The sequence below is a fragment of the Curtobacterium sp. MCPF17_003 genome, from assembly GCF_003224385.1.
GTDB classification, from domain to species: Bacteria; Actinomycetota; Actinomycetes; order Actinomycetales; family Microbacteriaceae; genus Curtobacterium; species Curtobacterium flaccumfaciens.
The window spans coordinates 111,790-128,779 of sequence record NZ_QKLC01000005.1 but is presented as its reverse complement, the minus strand read 5'-3'; the positions used below and the strand labels follow the sequence as shown (position 1 = coordinate 128,779).

Annotated in this window: 18 protein-coding genes; 6 read left to right on the top strand and 12 right to left on the bottom strand. The window is 70.8% G+C overall.

All coding sequences use genetic code 11. The features are described 5' to 3' along the window. Positions 1–57: 57 nt before the first annotated feature. From DEJ30_RS07175 to DEJ30_RS18100, 7 genes are all read right to left on the bottom strand, one after another. Complete coding sequence (locus DEJ30_RS07175; protein ID WP_110859932.1) at positions 58–1,440, bottom strand: hypothetical protein; 1,383 nt, start codon at positions 1,438–1,440, stop codon at positions 58–60. A 65-nt stretch (positions 1,441–1,505) separates the two neighbouring features. After that, positions 1,506–1,799, bottom strand: a complete 294-nt coding sequence (locus tag DEJ30_RS07170) for a hypothetical protein (protein ID WP_110859929.1) — start codon at positions 1,797–1,799, stop codon at positions 1,506–1,508. Between the two features lie 9 nt (positions 1,800–1,808). Next, on the bottom strand, positions 1,809–2,678 hold the full coding sequence (locus DEJ30_RS07165) for a universal stress protein (protein ID WP_146238517.1): 870 nt from the start codon (positions 2,676–2,678) through the stop codon (positions 1,809–1,811). 74 nt (positions 2,679–2,752) lie between these two features. Then, the gene (locus tag DEJ30_RS07160; protein ID WP_110859925.1) at positions 2,753–3,859 is read right to left on the bottom strand and encodes a S1C family serine protease; all 1,107 of its coding nucleotides are present in this window, start codon (positions 3,857–3,859) and stop codon (positions 2,753–2,755) included. Further along, positions 3,856–5,133, bottom strand: a complete 1,278-nt coding sequence (locus DEJ30_RS07155; protein WP_110859923.1) for an arginine deiminase — start codon at positions 5,131–5,133, stop codon at positions 3,856–3,858. The genes DEJ30_RS07160 and DEJ30_RS07155 overlap by 4 nt, the downstream gene beginning before the upstream one ends. A gap of 13 nt (positions 5,134–5,146) precedes the next feature. Then, positions 5,147–6,631, bottom strand: a complete 1,485-nt coding sequence (locus DEJ30_RS07150; RefSeq protein ID WP_110859921.1) for a basic amino acid/polyamine antiporter — start codon at positions 6,629–6,631, stop codon at positions 5,147–5,149. Positions 6,632–6,673: 42 nt separating this feature from the next. Beyond that, positions 6,674–7,270, bottom strand: a complete 597-nt coding sequence (locus DEJ30_RS18100; protein ID WP_181420041.1) for an HdeD family acid-resistance protein — start codon at positions 7,268–7,270, stop codon at positions 6,674–6,676. A gap of 214 nt (positions 7,271–7,484) precedes the next feature. Between DEJ30_RS18100 and DEJ30_RS07140 the strand changes: the two genes are divergently transcribed. Both DEJ30_RS07140 and DEJ30_RS07135 read left to right on the top strand, forming a co-directional pair. Next, on the top strand, positions 7,485–8,114 hold the full coding sequence (locus DEJ30_RS07140) for a DUF308 domain-containing protein (RefSeq protein WP_181420040.1): 630 nt from the start codon (positions 7,485–7,487) through the stop codon (positions 8,112–8,114). Continuing rightward, complete coding sequence (locus DEJ30_RS07135) at positions 8,111–9,172, top strand: AI-2E family transporter (protein ID WP_110859917.1); 1,062 nt, start codon at positions 8,111–8,113, stop codon at positions 9,170–9,172. The genes DEJ30_RS07140 and DEJ30_RS07135 overlap by 4 nt, the downstream gene beginning before the upstream one ends. 11 nt (positions 9,173–9,183) lie before the next feature. Here DEJ30_RS07135 and DEJ30_RS07130 read toward each other — a convergent pair whose 3' ends face one another. Continuing rightward, positions 9,184–9,993, bottom strand: coding sequence for a class II glutamine amidotransferase (locus DEJ30_RS07130; protein ID WP_258369856.1), 810 nt, complete (start codon positions 9,991–9,993; stop codon positions 9,184–9,186). A gap of 156 nt (positions 9,994–10,149) precedes the next feature. Here DEJ30_RS07130 and DEJ30_RS07125 point away from each other — a divergent pair, with 156 nt between their 5' ends. Next, the gene (locus tag DEJ30_RS07125; RefSeq protein ID WP_110859913.1) at positions 10,150–10,944 is read left to right on the top strand and encodes an HpcH/HpaI aldolase/citrate lyase family protein; all 795 of its coding nucleotides are present in this window, start codon (positions 10,150–10,152) and stop codon (positions 10,942–10,944) included. Positions 10,945–11,080: 136 nt separating this feature from the next. Continuing rightward, positions 11,081–12,736 carry a catalase gene (locus tag DEJ30_RS07120; protein WP_110859911.1) on the top strand — a complete coding sequence of 552 codons (1,656 nt, stop codon included), beginning with the start codon at positions 11,081–11,083 and terminating at the stop codon, positions 12,734–12,736. Between the two features lie 98 nt (positions 12,737–12,834). On the opposite strand, the gene DEJ30_RS07115 is transcribed toward DEJ30_RS07120, so the two are convergent. After that, positions 12,835–13,893 (bottom strand): NAD(P)-dependent alcohol dehydrogenase, encoded by a 1,059-nt coding sequence (locus DEJ30_RS07115; protein WP_110859909.1) that lies wholly within the window; start codon positions 13,891–13,893, stop codon positions 12,835–12,837. 46 nt (positions 13,894–13,939) lie between these two features. Here DEJ30_RS07115 and DEJ30_RS07110 point away from each other — a divergent pair, with 46 nt between their 5' ends. Further along, positions 13,940–14,515 carry a TetR family transcriptional regulator gene (locus DEJ30_RS07110; protein ID WP_110859907.1) on the top strand — a complete coding sequence of 192 codons (576 nt, stop codon included), beginning with the start codon at positions 13,940–13,942 and terminating at the stop codon, positions 14,513–14,515. A gap of 198 nt (positions 14,516–14,713) precedes the next feature. On the opposite strand, the gene DEJ30_RS07100 is transcribed toward DEJ30_RS07110, so the two are convergent. The 3 genes from DEJ30_RS07100 to DEJ30_RS18095 form a co-directional block, all read right to left on the bottom strand. Further along, positions 14,714–15,766 (bottom strand): BLUF domain-containing protein, encoded by a 1,053-nt coding sequence (locus DEJ30_RS07100; protein WP_181420039.1) that lies wholly within the window; start codon positions 15,764–15,766, stop codon positions 14,714–14,716. Positions 15,767–16,014: 248 nt separating this feature from the next. Next, positions 16,015–16,509: a hypothetical protein gene (locus DEJ30_RS07095; protein ID WP_110859900.1), complete on the bottom strand. Its 495-nt coding sequence runs from the start codon at positions 16,507–16,509 to the stop codon at positions 16,015–16,017. 76 nt (positions 16,510–16,585) lie between these two features. Beyond that, positions 16,586–16,732: a hypothetical protein gene (locus tag DEJ30_RS18095; RefSeq protein ID WP_173033777.1), complete on the bottom strand. Its 147-nt coding sequence runs from the start codon at positions 16,730–16,732 to the stop codon at positions 16,586–16,588. 73 nt (positions 16,733–16,805) lie between these two features. Between DEJ30_RS18095 and DEJ30_RS07090 the strand changes: the two genes are divergently transcribed. Further along, positions 16,806–16,988 (top strand): helix-hairpin-helix domain-containing protein, encoded by a 183-nt coding sequence (locus DEJ30_RS07090; protein ID WP_220032934.1) that lies wholly within the window; start codon positions 16,806–16,808, stop codon positions 16,986–16,988. Positions 16,989–16,990: the final 2 nt, after the last annotated feature.

The window sequence follows — 16,990 nt, the reverse complement described above, 5'->3', positions numbered from 1 at the left end:
AGGTGCGCCAGGTCGTGTGCCAGGTGCGCCAGGCCGTGTGCCGGGTACGCCGGGCCGTCAGTGGCCGCGGACGTCACCCGTCAGGATCGCGTGCTCGACACCCGCTGACAGCTCGTCGTGCAGGGCGTCCGCGAAGAACTCGCCGGCACCCAGGCTGATGAGGTGCGCGACCGCGGCCTCCGCGGCCGGGAACCCGGGCTCCCACTCGTCGTGCAGGAACGCGCGGACGTGTCCGGACTCGTGCACGACGACCACGCCGATGTGCTCGTGCCGGGTGCCGTCCTCGAGGACGGCGTCGAAGACGATGGGCTCCGTGTCCTCACCGAGCTCCTCGAGCAGGACGGTGCCGGTGCCCGGCCACTCCGTCCGGTACGGCGGCAGGTCGGGTGCGTGCAGGTGACCGGCGAGCTCGTCCGACGCCGACTCGATGTGCCCGGTGGACAGGTACTCGTCGACGACGTCGTGGATGCGGGCGTGCAGGTCCGGCTCGTACTGCCACCAGCGCTGGTGCACGGTGCGGAGCCACTCCTGGGTCGCGGCGTCGGCCGAGGCCGAGATCCCCACGAGCTGCGGTGCGGTCCCCGGTGACCCGACGACCTCGAGCTGTTCGTCGTGCGTCTCGACCGTGATCGACCCGGTGGTCTCGTCCGGGTGCACGCCGTGGACGTCCTCGGGCGCGGCGGCCCAGATGCTGGCGGGGAGCTTCGGCGGCAGGTCGAACGGCACCGCGATCGCCGGCTGCGTCATCGCGTGGTCGATCGCATCGCCGAGGTGCACCTCGTCCGACCGGGACCCCATCACGATGCCACCGGCCGGCGGCACGAGCGACAGGCGTTCCAGGTCGTCAGGCGCAGCGTTCATCGACGTGAGCACCGCGGTGTCGGCCCACTGCACGAACGCGCCGACTGACCGGTCGTCCTCGCCGAACGGCACGTCCCACACCGTCGGGTCCGTGAGCACCCACGATGCGGTGCGACCGGCCGGTCCGTGGCGGACGGCGTCGACGATCGCCGGCACCAGCCCGGGCAGCCCCTGGTACGCGGGACGGACCGTGAGCCGGTCGACGGCGAGCAGGTCGGGCTTGCCGAGCATCTCGGCGGCGTGGGTCTGCAGCGAGAAGAACGTCTCCCCCGTCGCGTCCTGCGCGGCGACGGCGGACGCGAAGGACCCGGCGACGTCGGAGACCTGGTAGCCGAGCACCAGCGCCTCGAGCGACTCCGGAGCACGGCTCGTGAACGCGGTGACCTCGGCGACGGAGACCGCCTCGGTCTCGTCGTCGTCGGTGATCGGGACGCGGACGTCGATCACCCACCGGTCGACGTCCTGCCCGGGGTAGGCGTCACCGTCCTCGTCCGAGATCGTGATGTGCACCAGGCGCAGGGAACCGTCCCAGGCGTCGTGGACGTGCTGGGCGATGGCGGCATCGGGGTCGTCGTTCACGGACGCAACGGTACCGGTGCGCCCGGCATGAGCGCGCCGGTGTGCCTCGCCGCGACGGTCGCCGCTCAGATCAGGGCGCGGGCGGCGAGCACGACGGCCGTTCCCCCGACGGTCAGCGCCGCGAGCACCGACAGCACCACCGCGACGGTGTCCCGCCGGGCCGGGGCACTCGAGCGGACGGCACCGGTGACGAGCTGCTGAGCCGCGGCCAGGGACGCTGCGCTCCCGAGCGGCCGGTCGTCCTGGTCGAACGCCAGGAACCGCTCACGGACGTGCAGCACGAGCCCCAGGCTGGTCCCGTGGTCGCGCGCCACCCACGACTTCGGTCCCTGTTGCTCCCAGCGGACGGCGGTGTGCATCGTCCGGACTCACGCTCGGTGGACGACGACGGGGCAGGTGGCGTGTTGCGCGCACTCCTGGCTGACCGAGCCGATGAGCAGCCCGCGGAACCCTCCGAGCCCGCGGTTGCCGAGCACGAGGAACGCTGCGTCGCGACCGGCTTCGATGAGGACCTCCGCCGTGGGTCCCTCGGCCGTCTCGCTGGTGACCTGGACGTCGTCGCCGACCAGGTCCGCCGCGACGTCGAGCGCCCTCGCCGCCGTTGCCGTCGCGTCCGCGTCCGGTGACCAGTGGTCGAACGGGGGTTCGTCACGGTTCAGTGCCGTCGGCCACTCCCAGCTCGTGACGGTGCGGACGGGGGAACCAAGGCGTCCGGCCACGGTCAGCGCGAACCGGAGCGCGTCCCAGGACTCCCCCGATCCGTCGACCCCGACCACGATGGTCCCCGACCCGGTGACGGGCCGCGTCGGGTTCCGGTGGATCATGACCGGGCAGGGGGCGTGCTGCATGCAGGCCGTGCTCACCGAACCGAGGAGCAGCCCGCGGAACCCTCCCCGACCCCGACTGCCGACCACGAGGAGAGCCGCGCCGGACGCCGAGTCGACCAGGACCTGCGCGGCGCCGCCTTCGACGCTGCGGGTCGTGACCGTGCCGGCGTCCAGCCGTTCCCGCCCGATCTGCTCCTCCGCGTGCCCACGGATCTCCTCGGCATCGTGCAACGGCGACCAGCTCGACCCGGTCGGTGGCGCACTCCAGCTCGTCGGCCACCGCCACGTGGTCACGACGTCCACCGATGCCCCGACCCGGTCCGCCATCGTCAACGCGGCGTCCAGTGCTCCGACGGAGGCGTCGGAGCCGTCGTAGCCGACGACGATCCGGTTGCGTCCTCGTTCTGCCATCACGTTCGGTCCTTCGTTCTCGATGTGCTCGATGTGCTCGGTGGGCGTCCTGCACCGCGTCCTGCACGGCGTCGTCACGGCGTCGTCGCGGCTCGGAGGGTCATGGTCGCGGTGTGCTCTCGGCCGTCACGGACGAAGGTGACGGCGAACCTGTCGCCGCTCGCGTTGGTCGCCTCCAGGAAGGTGACCGTCTCCGGATGGAGTACGTCGACGCCCTCGATGGCGGTGATCACGTCCCCGACGGCGATGCCCGCACGGTCGGCGGCGCCGCGCGCGGTGACCTCGGTGACCTGCAGACCCGGACTGACGACGCCGGTCTGCTGTCGGACGACCACGGGCACCGTCTGCATCCCGAGGGTCGGGTGGGCGACCTCGCCGTCGCCGCGGAGCGCCTCGGCGATCGGCCTGGCCACGGCTGCCGGGACGGCGAAGCCGATGCCGATGCTGCCGCTGCCCTCGCCGTTCGTGGTCGGGACGGTCGCGATGGCCGTGTTGATGCCGACGAGACGCCCGTCGCAGTCCACGAGTGCACCTCCGGAGTTGCCGGGGTTGATCGACGCGTCCGTCTGGATCGCACCGGTCAACAGCGTGGTGCCGGTGCCGTCCGCCGTCGGCACCGGGACGCTGCGCCCGAGTGCGCTGACGACCCCCGTGGTGACCGATCCTGACAGCCCCAGCGGAGCGCCGAGTGCGACCACGGGTTCGCCGACGACGAGCCGGTTGGAGTCGCCCCAGTCGAGCGCCGGCAGCCGGCGGTCCGGTTCGGTGCGCAGGACCGCGAGGTCGGTCCGCGGATCACGACCGACGATCTCGGCGGGGAGTTCCGTCCCGTCGTCGAGACGCACCGTGATGCGTCCACCGCTTCCCTCCGCGATGACGTGGTCGTTGGTCAGCACGATCCCGGACGGGTCGATGACCTCGCCGCTGCCCGAGCCCTCGCCGCTCGCGGAACTGACCTCGATGGTCACGACGCTCGGTAGCACCCGTCGAGCGACGTCCGCGGCGTTGCAGACCGCCGCGGTGGTCGTGCGTCCGGCCCCCGTCTGTTCCGTCCTCGCCTCGTTCCGCGACCCGATCCAGCCGGCGAGGGCGCCGACGGCGAGCACGGCGACCACACTCGCTCCGAAGAAGAGCCAGGAACGGGCCCGGCCGGGTTCGGCACCGGACCGTGGAGCGCTCATGCGGGCAACGGGTCGCGCAGGAGCGGACACGTCATGCAGTGACCACCCCCTCGTCCGCGTCCGAGCTCGGCCCCCCGGATGGTGCGGACCTCGACACCGGCCCGGGAGAGCAGGTCGTTGGTCAATGTGTTCCGGTCGTAGGCGCAGACCACACCCGGTTCGAGTGCGACGACGTTGTTCGCACTGTCCCACTGCTGTCGTTCCGCGGCGTACTCGTCACCGCCGGTGTCCACCACGCGGAGGCCGTCGATGTGCATCGCGGCAGCGACCACGTCGAGGAACGGTTCCGTCTCCTCGACGACGTGCACCGATCCCGTCCGGCCGGGCAGCAGGGTGAACGGTTTGATGTGGTCGACGATCTGCCGGTAGACGGTCACGACGTCGACGTCCGCGAAGGTGAGGACGGTGTCGAGGTGCATCGCTGCCCGGAGCTTCGGCATCCCGGCGACGATCACCCGTTCCGCCTCGCCCCGGTCGAACAGAGCAGCGGCGACCTGCGTGATCGCCTGCCGTGACGTCCGTTCGCTCATGCCGATCAGCACGACTCCGTTTCCGACCGGCAGGACGTCGCCACCCTCGAAGGTCGCGAGCCCCCAGTCCTGCTCGGGGTCGCCCCACACCACGTGGTCGAGCGCCGGGGCGAAGGCCGGGTGGAAGGAGTAGATCGCCTTCATCAGCAGCGTCTCGTCGTGTCGAGCGGGCCAGTACAGGGGGTTGAGCGTCACAGCGCCGTTGATCCAGCAGGTGGTGTCGCGGGTGTAGAGCATGTTCGGCAACGGCGGCATGAGGTAGTCCGCAGCCGAGGCGTTCCCGTGCAGGCGCAGGTAGTCGGGACGACCGTCCGGCTCCAGGTCCTCGACGTTCAGCCCCCCGATGAGCACCTCGGCCAGGCCCTTGTCGGTGTACCCGCTGAGGTGCTGCAACGTGGCGTCGACGAGGAGCGGACCGACCTCGTTGGGCGTGATCTTGCGCTCGAGGAGCCAGTCCCGGGCCCCCGGGACGCCGAGGGTCTCCTCGAGGACACGGTGGAGTTCCAGCACCTCGACGCCCTGGCCCTCGAGGTCGCGGACGAACGCACGGTGGTCCTCCTGCGCGTTCTCCACCCACAGGACGTCGTCGAAGAGCAGTGCGTCGTTGTTGCTCGGGGTCAGTCGCGCGTGTGCCAATCCCGGCTCGCACACCAGGACCCTCCGCAGCCTGCCCACCTCGGAGAACGCGCCGAACGCGGGGGCGGCGGACGTCTCGTCGCCGGTGGTGGTGGTCTCCGTGGTCATGGGGGTTCCCTTCTCAGAGTGTGATGGAGCCGGTGCTGAGCCCGATGATCGCCGCGACCGCACCGACCACCGACAAGACGCAGAGGACCCGTTCGGCGGTCGTGAACACGCGGAGTGCGCGCTCCCGACGTGCGATCACGTAGAGGATCGTCGCGGGTGCGTAGATCAAGAACGACAGGAGCAGGTACTGGGGGCCGGCCGCCACGACGAGGAACACCGTGTAGACGACCGCGACGACGGCTGCGACGAGCTGCCTCCGGGTGAGACCGCCGACCGCTCCGGCGGGTTCGACCCCGCCGTGCGCGCGCCGCGACCAGCGGGGGATGCCGAACTGCACGGCGTACAGGGCGGAGAGGAAGTACGGGATCAGCGACAGCGAGCTGCAGAGCTCGAGCATGGACGTCAGCGCGTCGTCGGAGAACATCGTGACCACCAGGAAGACCTGGATGAGGCCACTGGTGAACAGCAGCGCCATCCACGGCGTGCCGTGACGGTTCACGCGGGTCAGGAACCGGGGTGCGTCCTCCTGCCGAGCGGCCTGGAACAGCACCTCGCTCGACATCAGGGTCCACGCCAGGTACGCACCGAGGACCGAGACGACGAGTCCGACGTTGATCAGCACGGCTCCCCACGGACCCACGATCGCGCCGAACACACCGGCCATCGACGGCTGCCGCAACCCCCGCAGCTCGGCGGCGGGCAGCGCGGCGAACGAGACCAGCGTGACGAGCGCGAAGACGGCGAGGACCCCGAGGAACCCGCTGAGCGTCGCCCGCCCGATGTCCTCGCGCCGACGTGCGTACCGGGAGTAGACGGTCGCCCCCTCGACGCCGAGGAAGACGAACACCGTGATGAGCATCGTCGAACGGACCTGGCTGAACAGCTCACCCGCGCTCGGCTCGGCGCCGCCCCAGAGGTTCAGCTGGAAGGTGTCCCAGTGCGTGCCGACGATCGCACCGACGACCAGGAACAGCACGATCGGGACGAGCTTCGCGACGGTCACGATCGTGTTCAGCGCCGCGGCGTTCTTCGTCCCGCGCAGGACGAACAGGTGGAACGCCCAGAGCATGGCCGAGGTGACCGCCACGGACAGCAGCGTGTCCCCTTCACCGAAGGCGGGCAGCACGGAGCCGATGGTCGAACCGATCAGGACCCAGTAGGTGACGTTGCCCACACAGGCGCTCGCCCAGTACCCGAAGGCGGAGAAGAAGCCCAGGTAGTTGCCGAACCCCGCTTTCGCGTAGGCGAAGATGCCGGCGTCGAGGTCGGGCCGGTGCGTCGAGAGCGCCTGGAACACGAACACGAGCATCAGCATCCCGACGCCCGCCACCACCCACGCGATGACGGTCGCGATGACGCCGGCTCCGGTGGCGAAGTTGCGCGGGAGCGAGAACACGCCCGCCCCGACCATCGACCCGACCACCATGGCGGCGAGTGCGACCACCGACAGCGTGCGGTCCTCGCTGGTGACGGGCGCCTGTTGCTCCTGCACTGCCATCTGCTTCCCTCTCTCGTGGGTCGCTCGGAGTCGGTCGTCCGGCTACCGATCGGCTTCGACGGTCGCTTCGGGTGTGGTGGAGGCGGAACGGCCCCAGCTGAACGCGGCGGTGAGCTGGACGACCCCGAAGACGATGAGCACGCTGCCCACGGCGGCGACGGTCAGCAGCGCCCCGAGGAAGGGCAGGTTGATCACGAGGATCCCGCTCAGCACGCTCAGGACGGCGAGCACCGCGGTCAGGGCACGATGCCCCTGCGCCGGCGAGTACACCATCGCGATGCCTTCGAGGATCCAGGCGAACCCGATGAGCAACGCCACCCAGCGCACGCCGATCGGTGGCAGGACGATCGCGACGATGCCCCCGGCTACGACGAGCAGCCCGAGCACGACCAGCCCGAGGCGTCGCCACCACATCCTCGCTGACGTCGTCGCGGCGCGGAACACCATCGCTGCCCCGGACACCACCAGGTAGGTCCCGAACACCCACGCGACCGCGAAGAGCGTCGCGTGCGGCAGGACCAGCGCAGCCAGCCCGGTGAGGATCCCGACGACCCCGACGACGCCGATCGCCACGCGAAGCCTGCTGCCGACCGCCCCCGACGACCCCGCCCCGTCGTCGACCGCTCTGTCGACACTCATGTCCGCTCGACCTTCCCTGGAGGTCCCGACTGGTGCTGGTGGTGCTGGCGGTGCGAGACCGCGCTCGAAGTCCGTGTTGCGGACAGGCCTACACCCGAACATGAGGGGTCGTCCACCTTCGATGCGCACGCATGAGAGCGAACCCGACCAGGCGAAGCGGTGTACGAACCCCGTCAAGGAGCAACGCCGCTCCGCACGGGCGGGAGGCACGGAGATGTCGAGGACAGGCGAGGAACACGTCGGCGCCGGAGCCCGAGCGCGTGGTGGCCCGGCCGAGCGACGGGCACGGCAGGGCATGGTGCTCGTGATCACCGGGATCGCCGGGTTCATCATCGCGATCCTGATCCTCACCCGCCCACCCGCTGCGCTCGACGCCGAGGTGCACCTGCTCGGCTCGTACATGGTGCTGTCGGGCCTGCTCCGCATCGGCCGGGCGCAGGCCGGCGACGGGATGGCCCTCGTCCGTCGCGTCATCCACGGGGTCCTCGGCACACTCGTCCTCGTCGCCGGCGTCGTCGCCGTCGTCCACCCACCCGGCCAGCTCACCGCCTGGGTCACGCTTATCGCGATCGCCTGGGTGCTCGAGGCAGCCGTCATCCTCACCGGCTCCACGTTCTCGGTCGCGAGGGGGTTGACGCTCATCGCCGCGGTCCTCTGCATCTGCATCGCCGTCGCACTGGTCTCCTACCCGGTCATCGGTGTGGGTGCCGCGACGGCCTCGAGCGCTGTGTTCCTCGTGCTGTTCTCCGCGGCCCAGCTCTTCGAGGGGATCCTCGTCTGGCTCCCGCCGCGCTACGAGACGATCACCATCGGCGGCGAGGACACCCCGCACCGACGACGATGACCGACCACGGGGAACGCCGGACCGCGACGACGACGTTCGCCGTCGTCGCCGGGGTCGTCCTGGGTGTCGCCGGGGTCAAGGCACTCTCGTGGCTGGTCGCGCCGTGCCTGCTCGCCGTGGTGATCGTCGTCCTGACCCGCCCGCTGTCTCGTCGGCTCGGTGCACGCGGCGTCCCCGTGTCGGTCGGGATCGCGGCCGCCTTCGTCACGGGGCTCGGCATGATGGTGGTGCTCGTGGCCGTCGTCACCTTCGCGGCCGTGCGGCTCACCACGGTCGTCCGCGCCTACCGCTCCGACCTCGAGACGCTGGTCCTCAGAGCGCACAGGGTGCTGACGGAAGCCGGTCTGACCGACGCACAGTCCCACAGCCTCACCGACGTCATCACACCGGACCGCCTGCTGCGGTGGTCCGCCGCGGTCGCGCCGTCGCTGGTCAGCGTGGGCGCGACGGTCGTCTTCTTCCTCGGACTGCTCCTGTTCCTGTCGATCGAAGCGACCCAGGTCGACCAGCGGCTCGCGGGCATCCGACGTGCTCGGCCGGCGATCGCGGCTGCCCTGACGGACTCGGCGCGGCTCACCCGACGGTACTTCGCGGTCACCGCCGTACTGGCCGTGGTGGTCGGGGCACTCGATGCGGTCCTGCTCGCTGCGCTCGGGGTCCCGTACCCCGTCCTGTGGGGGGTGCTGGCCGCCGTGTGCAACTTCATCCCCTACGTCGGGTTCGTCATCGGCCTGGTGCCGCCGGCGTTGATCGCTCTTCTCGACAGCGGGCCCGAGGTGGCGATCGTGATCGTGATCGTCTACGTCGTGCTGAACTCCGTCGTCACCACGATCGTCCCGGCCAAGGTCGTCGGCGACGTGGTCGGGATCAGCATGTCCGCGACGGTGGTCTCCCTGGTGTTCTGGGCTTGGGTCCTCGGTCCGATCGGTTCGGTCCTCGCCGTACCGTGCACGCTCGTGGTCAAGGGCGTCCTCGTGGACGCCGACCCGCGCGCACGGTTCCTGGCGCCGCTGCTGAACTCCCGGAAGAAGAACACGTCGGAACAGCGCGCCCGGTGAGCGACGCGTCCTCACTCGGGTGGAACGGGACGGAACGGCACCTCGACGGAATCGGTGCCGATCGTCACCGCCGTGCCGGCCGGGACCTCACGCCAGAGTCCCGGGAGCGCGACCAACGGCTCGGAGACGACCACCCGCGCGTTCTCGGGCATGTGCGCCAACCGTTCCACCTCCGGGTACAGCTGCCTGACCGATCCGACGTCCGAACTGACGAACAGCGAGTTCGCGGTCCCCGAGCTCGCGTAGCGGACGGCCGTCAACGTCTCGCCGTCGGTGAGCCCGATCGTCATCTGCAGGGCCCCCTCGATGCCGGCCGCACTCGCGACCGACTCCACGAACCCCGCCATGCGTTCCAGCCCACCGACCGGGTCCTCCTCGAGGCCGAAGGTCAGTGCGAGATGGAACATGAGCTCGGAGTCGGTGGACCCGAGGATGCACGGGAACAGGTCGTCGCGGACCGCGGCGAGCAGCTGCCGACGCACCACGGCGAAGTCCCTGATGAAGCCGTTGTGCACGAACAGGCGGTTGCCGTACCGGAACGGGTGACTGTTCGTCTCCTGGATCGGGGTGCCGGTCGCCGCCCGGACGTGCGCCAGGAACAGCCCGCTCGACACCTCGGACGCGAGTTCGCGGAGGTTCTCGTCCCCCCACGCGGGCGCGGCACTCCGGAAGAGCGTCGGCCGGTCGCGCCGTCCGTACCAACCCAGACCCGTTCCGTCGCCGTTCGGTGCGGGAGTCTCCGGCGAGTGGAAACGACTCTGCTCGATGAGCGAGCGCTCGGTGTCGTAGACGAGCTCGCGCGGCTCGATCGGATCTCCCACGTACCCCAGCCACCGACACATGCGAGCCTCCCCGGCTTCGTCGCCCGACGCCCTGAGTCAAGCACCATCGTGTACCCAGCGCCCGCCCGCGCCCCGGTAGCCTGACCGGCACGGCCGCGATCGAGCGATGGCGCCGACGTACGACGGAGGACCACGGTGCCAGCACTCGGAGACGGCCGCGCCGACGGCGTGTGGTGCACGCTCGGCGAACCCCGGACCACCGCGCAGATCGCGCAGAACGGGTTCGCCTGGCTCGGCCTCGACGCCCAGCACGGCGCCTTCGACGACGCCACGCTCCTGGCGACGATGCCGGCGCTCGCCGCGGTCGCACCGCAGGTCCCCGTCGCCGTCCGGGTCGCCGAGGGCTCGGACGCAGCGATCGGCCGTGCGCTCGACCTCGGCGCCGACATCGTGATCGTCCCGATGATCGAGACCGTCGAGCAGGCCGAGCACGCCGTCCGTGCCGCGCACTACCCGCCGCGGGGCCGACGGAGCTGGGGGCCGATGGCGGGCATCTGGGGCGGCGCGGCACCGTCCGCAGCCGCTGCCGACCCCGAGGTGTGGGTGATGCTCGAGACACCCGAGGGCCTCCGTGCCGCCGAGCAGATCCTGGCGGTGCCGGGCGTCACGGCGGTGTTCGTCGGCCCCTTCGACCTGTCGATCGGGCTGGGCATCGAGCTGAATGCACTGCTCGCAGCCGACGACGACAACGCAGACGCAGCCGACGCCGATGCCGACGGCCACCACCGCCCGGCCGCGCTCCCCGCGATCGTCGCCGCAGCCCGCCGCGCCGGCAAGCGCACCGGCGCCTTCGCCGGCGACCTGGCCCGCGCCGAACGGCTCCGCGCACTCGGGTTCGACCGCGTCGCCGTCGTCACCGACGGGACCCTGCTCGCCCACGGTGCGGCCGCGGTGCTCGGCTCCGCAGCCACCGGTCGCACCTCGTACTGACGGGTCGTCAGCGGCGACCGCGCCAGCGAGCGGTCCTCGTCCGCGTCCTCGGCGCCGCTGAGAGGGCGTGCCCGCGCCCCGGTCCACACTCGGTCGGGAACCCGAGCCGACCGCGACCGCAGAGAGGACGAGACCCGTGACCGACGTCTCCAGCCAACCGCCCGCCGAGGGCGACGACCGCCGGATCCTGACGAACCGCCAGGGCCACCCCGTCTACGACAACCAGAACCAGCGCACCGTCGGGGCCCGTGGCCCGGCGACGCTCGAGAACTACCAGTTCCTCGAGAAGATCAGCCACTTCGACCGCGAACGGATCCCGGAGCGGGTCGTGCACGCCCGCGGTGCCGTCGCGTTCGGGTACTTCGAGGCCACCGGCACGTGGGGTGACGAACCCATCGCGCAGTACACCCGCGCGAAGCTGTTCCAGGAGCCGGGCAAGCGCACCGACCTGGCGATCCGGTTCTCCACCGTGATCGGGGGCCGTGACTCCTCCGAGGCTGCCCGCGACCCGCGCGGCTTCGCCGTGAAGTTCTACACCGAGGACGGCAACTGGGACCTCGTGGGCAACAACCTCGGCGTCTTCTTCATCCGCGACGCCATCAAGTTCCCCGACGTCATCCACTCCCTCAAGCCCGACCCGGTGACCTTCCGGCAGGAGCCGGCGCGCATCTTCGACTTCATGTCGCAGACCCCCGAGTCGATGCACATGCTCGTCAACCTGTTCAGCCCACGCGGCATCCCCGCGAACTACCGAACCCAGCAGGGCTTCGGCGTCAACACCTACAAGTGGGTGAACGCGGACGGCGACACCAAGCTCGTCAAGTACCAGTGGATCCCGTCGGTGGGCGTGTCCTCGATGACCGAGGCCGACGCCGCCGCCGTGCAGGCCGGCGACCTCGGGCATGCGTCGAAGGACCTGTACGAGGCGATCGAGCGCGGTGAGTACCCCGAGTGGGAGCTCCGCGTGCAGCTCATGGACGACCACGAGCACCCGGAGCTCGACTTCGACCCGCTCGACGACACGAAGGTGTGGCCGGAGAACGAGTTCCCGCCCAAGCCCGTCGGCAAGATGGTCCTGAACCGCAACGTCACGAACCACTTCGCCGAGAACGAGCAGCTGTCCTTCGGCACCGGCGTGCTCGTCGACGGCCTGGACTTCTCCGACGATAAGATGCTCGTCGGCCGCACGTTCTCGTACTCGGACACGCAGCGCTACCGCGTCGGTCCGAACTACCTGCAGCTGCCGGTGAACGCACCGAAGAACGGCAACGTCGCGACCAACCAGCGCGACGGGCAGATGGCGTACCACCAGGACCACGGTGGCGAGAACCCGCACGTCAACTACGAGCCGTCGATCACCGGTGGCCTGCGCGAGGCGGAGTACCCGACCCACGACGACCAGGGGCCGGAGATCGTCGGGCGCCTCACGCGCAAGCGGATCCCCCGGACGAACGACTACACCCAGGCCGGCCAGCGGTACCTGCTCCTGCAGGACTGGGAGCGCGACGACCTCGTCGCGAACTTCGTCGACCTCATCTCGCAGGCCGCCCGTCCGGTGCAGGAGCGCATGCTCTGGCACTTCTACATGGTCGAGGACGACCTGGGTCGTCGCGTGGGCGAGGGGCTCGGCATCACCCTCGACGAGGTGCGGGACCTGCCCCCGCTGCAGTCCCAGACGCTCAGCGACGACGAGCTCGCCCGCCTGGCGAACCTCGGCCACAACGGCTCTCGCGACGTCGAGGGCCTGATGATGACGCACTGCGTCCCGGACGAACGCGCCGTGCGCGTCTGAGACGCGACCCCAGGTCGGACGGGAGGCCCGGTGCCAGCTGGCACCGGGCCTCCCGTCCGTCCGAGGCGGAGACCGACGCGTCCGCTCGCCACCCGGGGTCAGGCCGGTTCCGGCACGTCGAGGTCACGCAGGTCGAGCACGAAGCGGTATCGAACGTCTCCGCGCGCCAGGCGCTCGACGGCCGTGGCGACGGCGGCGGCGGGCAGGACCTCGACGTCCGCGACGATGCCGTGCTCGCCGCAGAAGTCGAGCAGGTCCTGGGTCCAGCGATGGCCACCGCTGCCCGCCGACGCCAGCCGCTTACGGCCGATCAGCAGGTCGGTCGTCGCGATCGTCACGGGGCCGAGGTGTCCGAGGTTGAAGAGCGTGCCGTCGAGGTCGAGCCCCCCGAGGTACGGGCCCAGGTCGTGCTCGACGGCGACGGTGTCGAGGACGACGTCGAGGGAGCCGCGTGCGGCCTGCATCGCCGCCGCGTCGGTCGAGACCACGACGTGGTCGGCCCCGAGCCGCTCGGCGTCCGCGGCCTTGGCCGGCGTCGTGGTGAACGCGGTGACCTCGGCACCGAGCGCTCGCGCGAGCCGGACCGCGAGGTGCCCCAGACCGCCGATCCCGACCACGCCGAGGCGGGTCCCCGGGCCGACCCCGACGGAACGCATCGGTTCCCAGACCGTGATGCCGGCGCACATCAGGGGCGCCACGGACGCCGGGTCCAGCGCGGCCGGACGGTGGTACACGAACCGGTCCCGCACGACGTACCGGCCGGCCCAGGCACCGGCCGTGACGGAGCCGTCGACGCGGTCCCGCCCCGCGTACGTCAGCGTCGGGAACTCGACGCAGAAGTTCTCCTGCCCGCGGCGGCACATCGCGCAGGTGCCGCACGAGTCGACGACGTTGCCGACCGCGACCGGGTCCCCGGCGCGGAAGTCGGTGACCGCCGTGCCGACGGCCACGACCTCTCCGACGAACTCGTGGCCCGGCACGATCGGGAACGTCCCGCCCTGCTCCGGCGGCGTGGCGAGGGCGTGCAGGTCGCTGTGGCAGACCCCGCAGAACGTCACGCGGACGTCGACGTCATCGGGACGGAGGTCGCGGCGGAGGAGCGGGACCGGGTGGAGGGGATCGTGGAGCGCGTCGGACATGAGTGCGGTGGTGAGCATGGGCCCGATACTACCTACTAGTTGGTAGCCACGTAGGATCGGTGGCGTGAGCACCGCAGACGACACCCGCGCCCGCATCCTCGACGCGGCGACCACGGAGTTCGCGGCGCACGGCATCGCGGGCGCCCGGGTAGACCGCATCGCCGAGCGTTCCGGCATGAGCAAGCCGATGATCTACACGTACTTCGGCGGCAAGAGCACGCTCTTCGACGCCGTCTTCCGCGCCCACGTCCTCGGCAACGGCGACCGCGTGCCGTTCGACGCCGCCGACCTGCCCGGGTACGCGGCACGGTTGTACGACGACTACCTGGCCGACCCGGCGCTCGTGCGACTGCTCATGTGGAAGCGCCTCGAGCAGGACGGCGCCGGGTACCTGTACCCGGGGTTCGAGGAGCACGACGAGCAGCACCTGCGCGAGATCGCGGCCGAACAGCGCGCCGGACGGGTGCGCGACGACCTCGAGCCGGTTGACCTCTGGGCACTGCTCATCGCCAGTGCGGCGACCTGGGCCCAGGGCTCCATCACCGTGGTCGCGACTGCCGAGGACCCGCCCGCCGAACACGATCGGCGGCGGAGTGCCCTCGTCCACTACGTCCACGGGGCGGTGCGGCCACCGGCGTGAGCCTCGATCACCGGAGCGCGGAGGTATCCTCGGCGTCCCTCGACCTCGACTCTGAGCACCGGCCGTCGATCGCTACCCTGACCGTGCGGGGAACGGTGATGACGTCTCGACGCTGCTCCGGCCACGGGTTCGCACCCGACGGTGCCGAGTCGGCGTTCGGGCCCGTCCCGCGGACCGTCCGCCTGGTTCGCTGAAGCGTCAGCCCACGGCCGGCGCCGAGATGTCCCACACGGTGGTCTCCTCGTACTGCTCCGACCAGCCGCGGCGCATCCGTGCAGCGGCGCGGTCGAACGCGTCGACGACGTCGGTGTCCGGCGTCAGGAGCGCCTGCAGGCGGATGCCGTCGTAGAGGGCGAGCAGCTGCTGCGCCCCGCGGATCGGGTCCATCGTCGCCGGTTCGCGACCGGCGCGGACGTCCTCCTGCAGCGCGGTGCGGACGGTCTCGCGGAACTGCAGGTACGCGGACCGGTAGTAGTCGGCGCCGTCCGTAGACGGGTCGGTCGAGATGGCGAGCGTCGCGGCGATGAGCCGCATGAGGGACGGGTCCTCGGCGTGGGCGGAGAGCAGCGCGTGCAGGAACGCCACCGTGCCCTTCTCGCCGGCGAGGGGCAGCAGCGGTGCCGACACCGCACGGGTCCACCGCATCACCGCGGCGGCCAGCAGTGCGTGTTCCGAGGGGAAGAGCTCGAGGATCTCGGCCTGCCGCATCCCCGCCCGGGACGCGACGCCCTCGAGTGAGAAGCGTGACAGTCCCCCGTCGTGGATGACCGCGATCGCACCGTTGACCGCCCGCGTACGCGGCACCGCTTCGTCGGCGGCGTTCTGGTTCGTCAGCGGTGCCAGCGGGTGCTTCCGGAACCAGTCCAGGAGTGCGCGAGCGCGGGAGGCCCCGAACGCCGGATCAGTCGGGAGAGCCGGGCTGAACAGGTCGCTGAACCCCGGAACGTCGTGCATCAGGGGGTCGAGGGACTGGAACGCCATCGACCAGTCCGGGAACGAGCGCCGGGTGATCGGCTCGTCGAGCAGCACCCGGACGTTCGTGTGCCTCGGGTCGGCCCGGACCTGGTCGAAGCGCTCCCGGACGACGTCGTCCTCGCCCTCGATGATCCCGATGCAGTTGTCGTCGCGGTGCGCGAGCATGCCGGTGACGCCGAGCCGGGTGTTCTTCTCGCGACCGACCGCCAGGATCTGGGCGAGTTCCGAATCCGTGATCGGACGGGTCTGGGTGCTGGTGTAGACGAGCGATCGCATGGTGCTGCTTCCTGGTCGGACGGTCCCCCGGCGTGTGTGGGAGGCGCCGCCGTGTCGAACCCGAATCGACTCGACGGCACCTCGCGGTCGCCGTAACCAGCGGCGACCACCTTCACTGCGACACAAGACGGTCCGTGGCTGCTCGGCACCCGGAGGATGCCGACCTCTGAATGCAACCATCCGGCTGTGTCCGGCGGTACCCCCACAATGGGGAACGCACGTTCTCCGGCTGTTCCCCGGGGTTCGCTTCAGTGCGCGCGGTCGCCCGACGGGGGCGTCTCGACGATGCGTTCGCCCGTCGTCGGGTCCCAGCCGATGGTGCGGGGTTCCACTGCTCGCGGGCGTCGCTCCTCGAGCGGGAAGAACGGTCGAGCGCTGGGCAGGTAGCTGAGCACCGCTGCGACGACGATGCACACGGCATCGACGAGGCCCCAGTCCGCGCCGTCCGTGGCGATGGTGAACACTGCGCTGCAGGCAGTCAGCCCGGCGATGATCGCGAGCCAGAGTCGCGCGTTCCCGGAGCCTCGTCCCATCCGCGTCGCCAGCCACACGAACAGCGCCGACCAGGCGAGGACGAAGAGCAGTCCGATCGAAGCCCCGATGATCGCGCCACCGGCTTCGCGCAGGGAAACGGCGATGCCGGGCGCTGCGGCCACGAGGCGGATGATGACGGACGCCCACCAGAGCGCCACGGCGATCGTGACGACCCGCGGTCGTGTGCGCTGTGCGGTCTGCTGTTCCATCAGGTGCTCCCCCGTCGTTCCGCCGGATGCGGCTCGACGATCCTACGGTGACGGCGCGGAACCGCGGTCTCGCCGCCTAGGGGCGGTAGTCCTCACGACGTGGTGGGACCTGCGCCGCATGCGAATCCGTGAACGGCTTCGCGCCCCGCATCCCGCCCATCGTCTTCGCGACCGTCGTGAGCAACCAGCCCAGTCCTCGTGCCACGGTGCTCAGGATCCTCATGGTGCCCCCTCGTCGGTCCCGACCTGCGTGGTCGTCCGTTTGCCACGCTACCGCCGACACGTACGGTTGGCGTATGGACGCAACCGATCTCCCGCGCATCGGAGCACCGGCGACGAGGGCGCTCCATGGCGCCGGGGTGCACACGCTCGCCGACGTCCGCCGGGTGGGTGTCGACGAACTCTCGCGCCTGCACGGAGTCGGACCGACGGCACTCCGACGACTCGAGGAAGCGCTCGAGGCCGAAACGGGCCACTGATT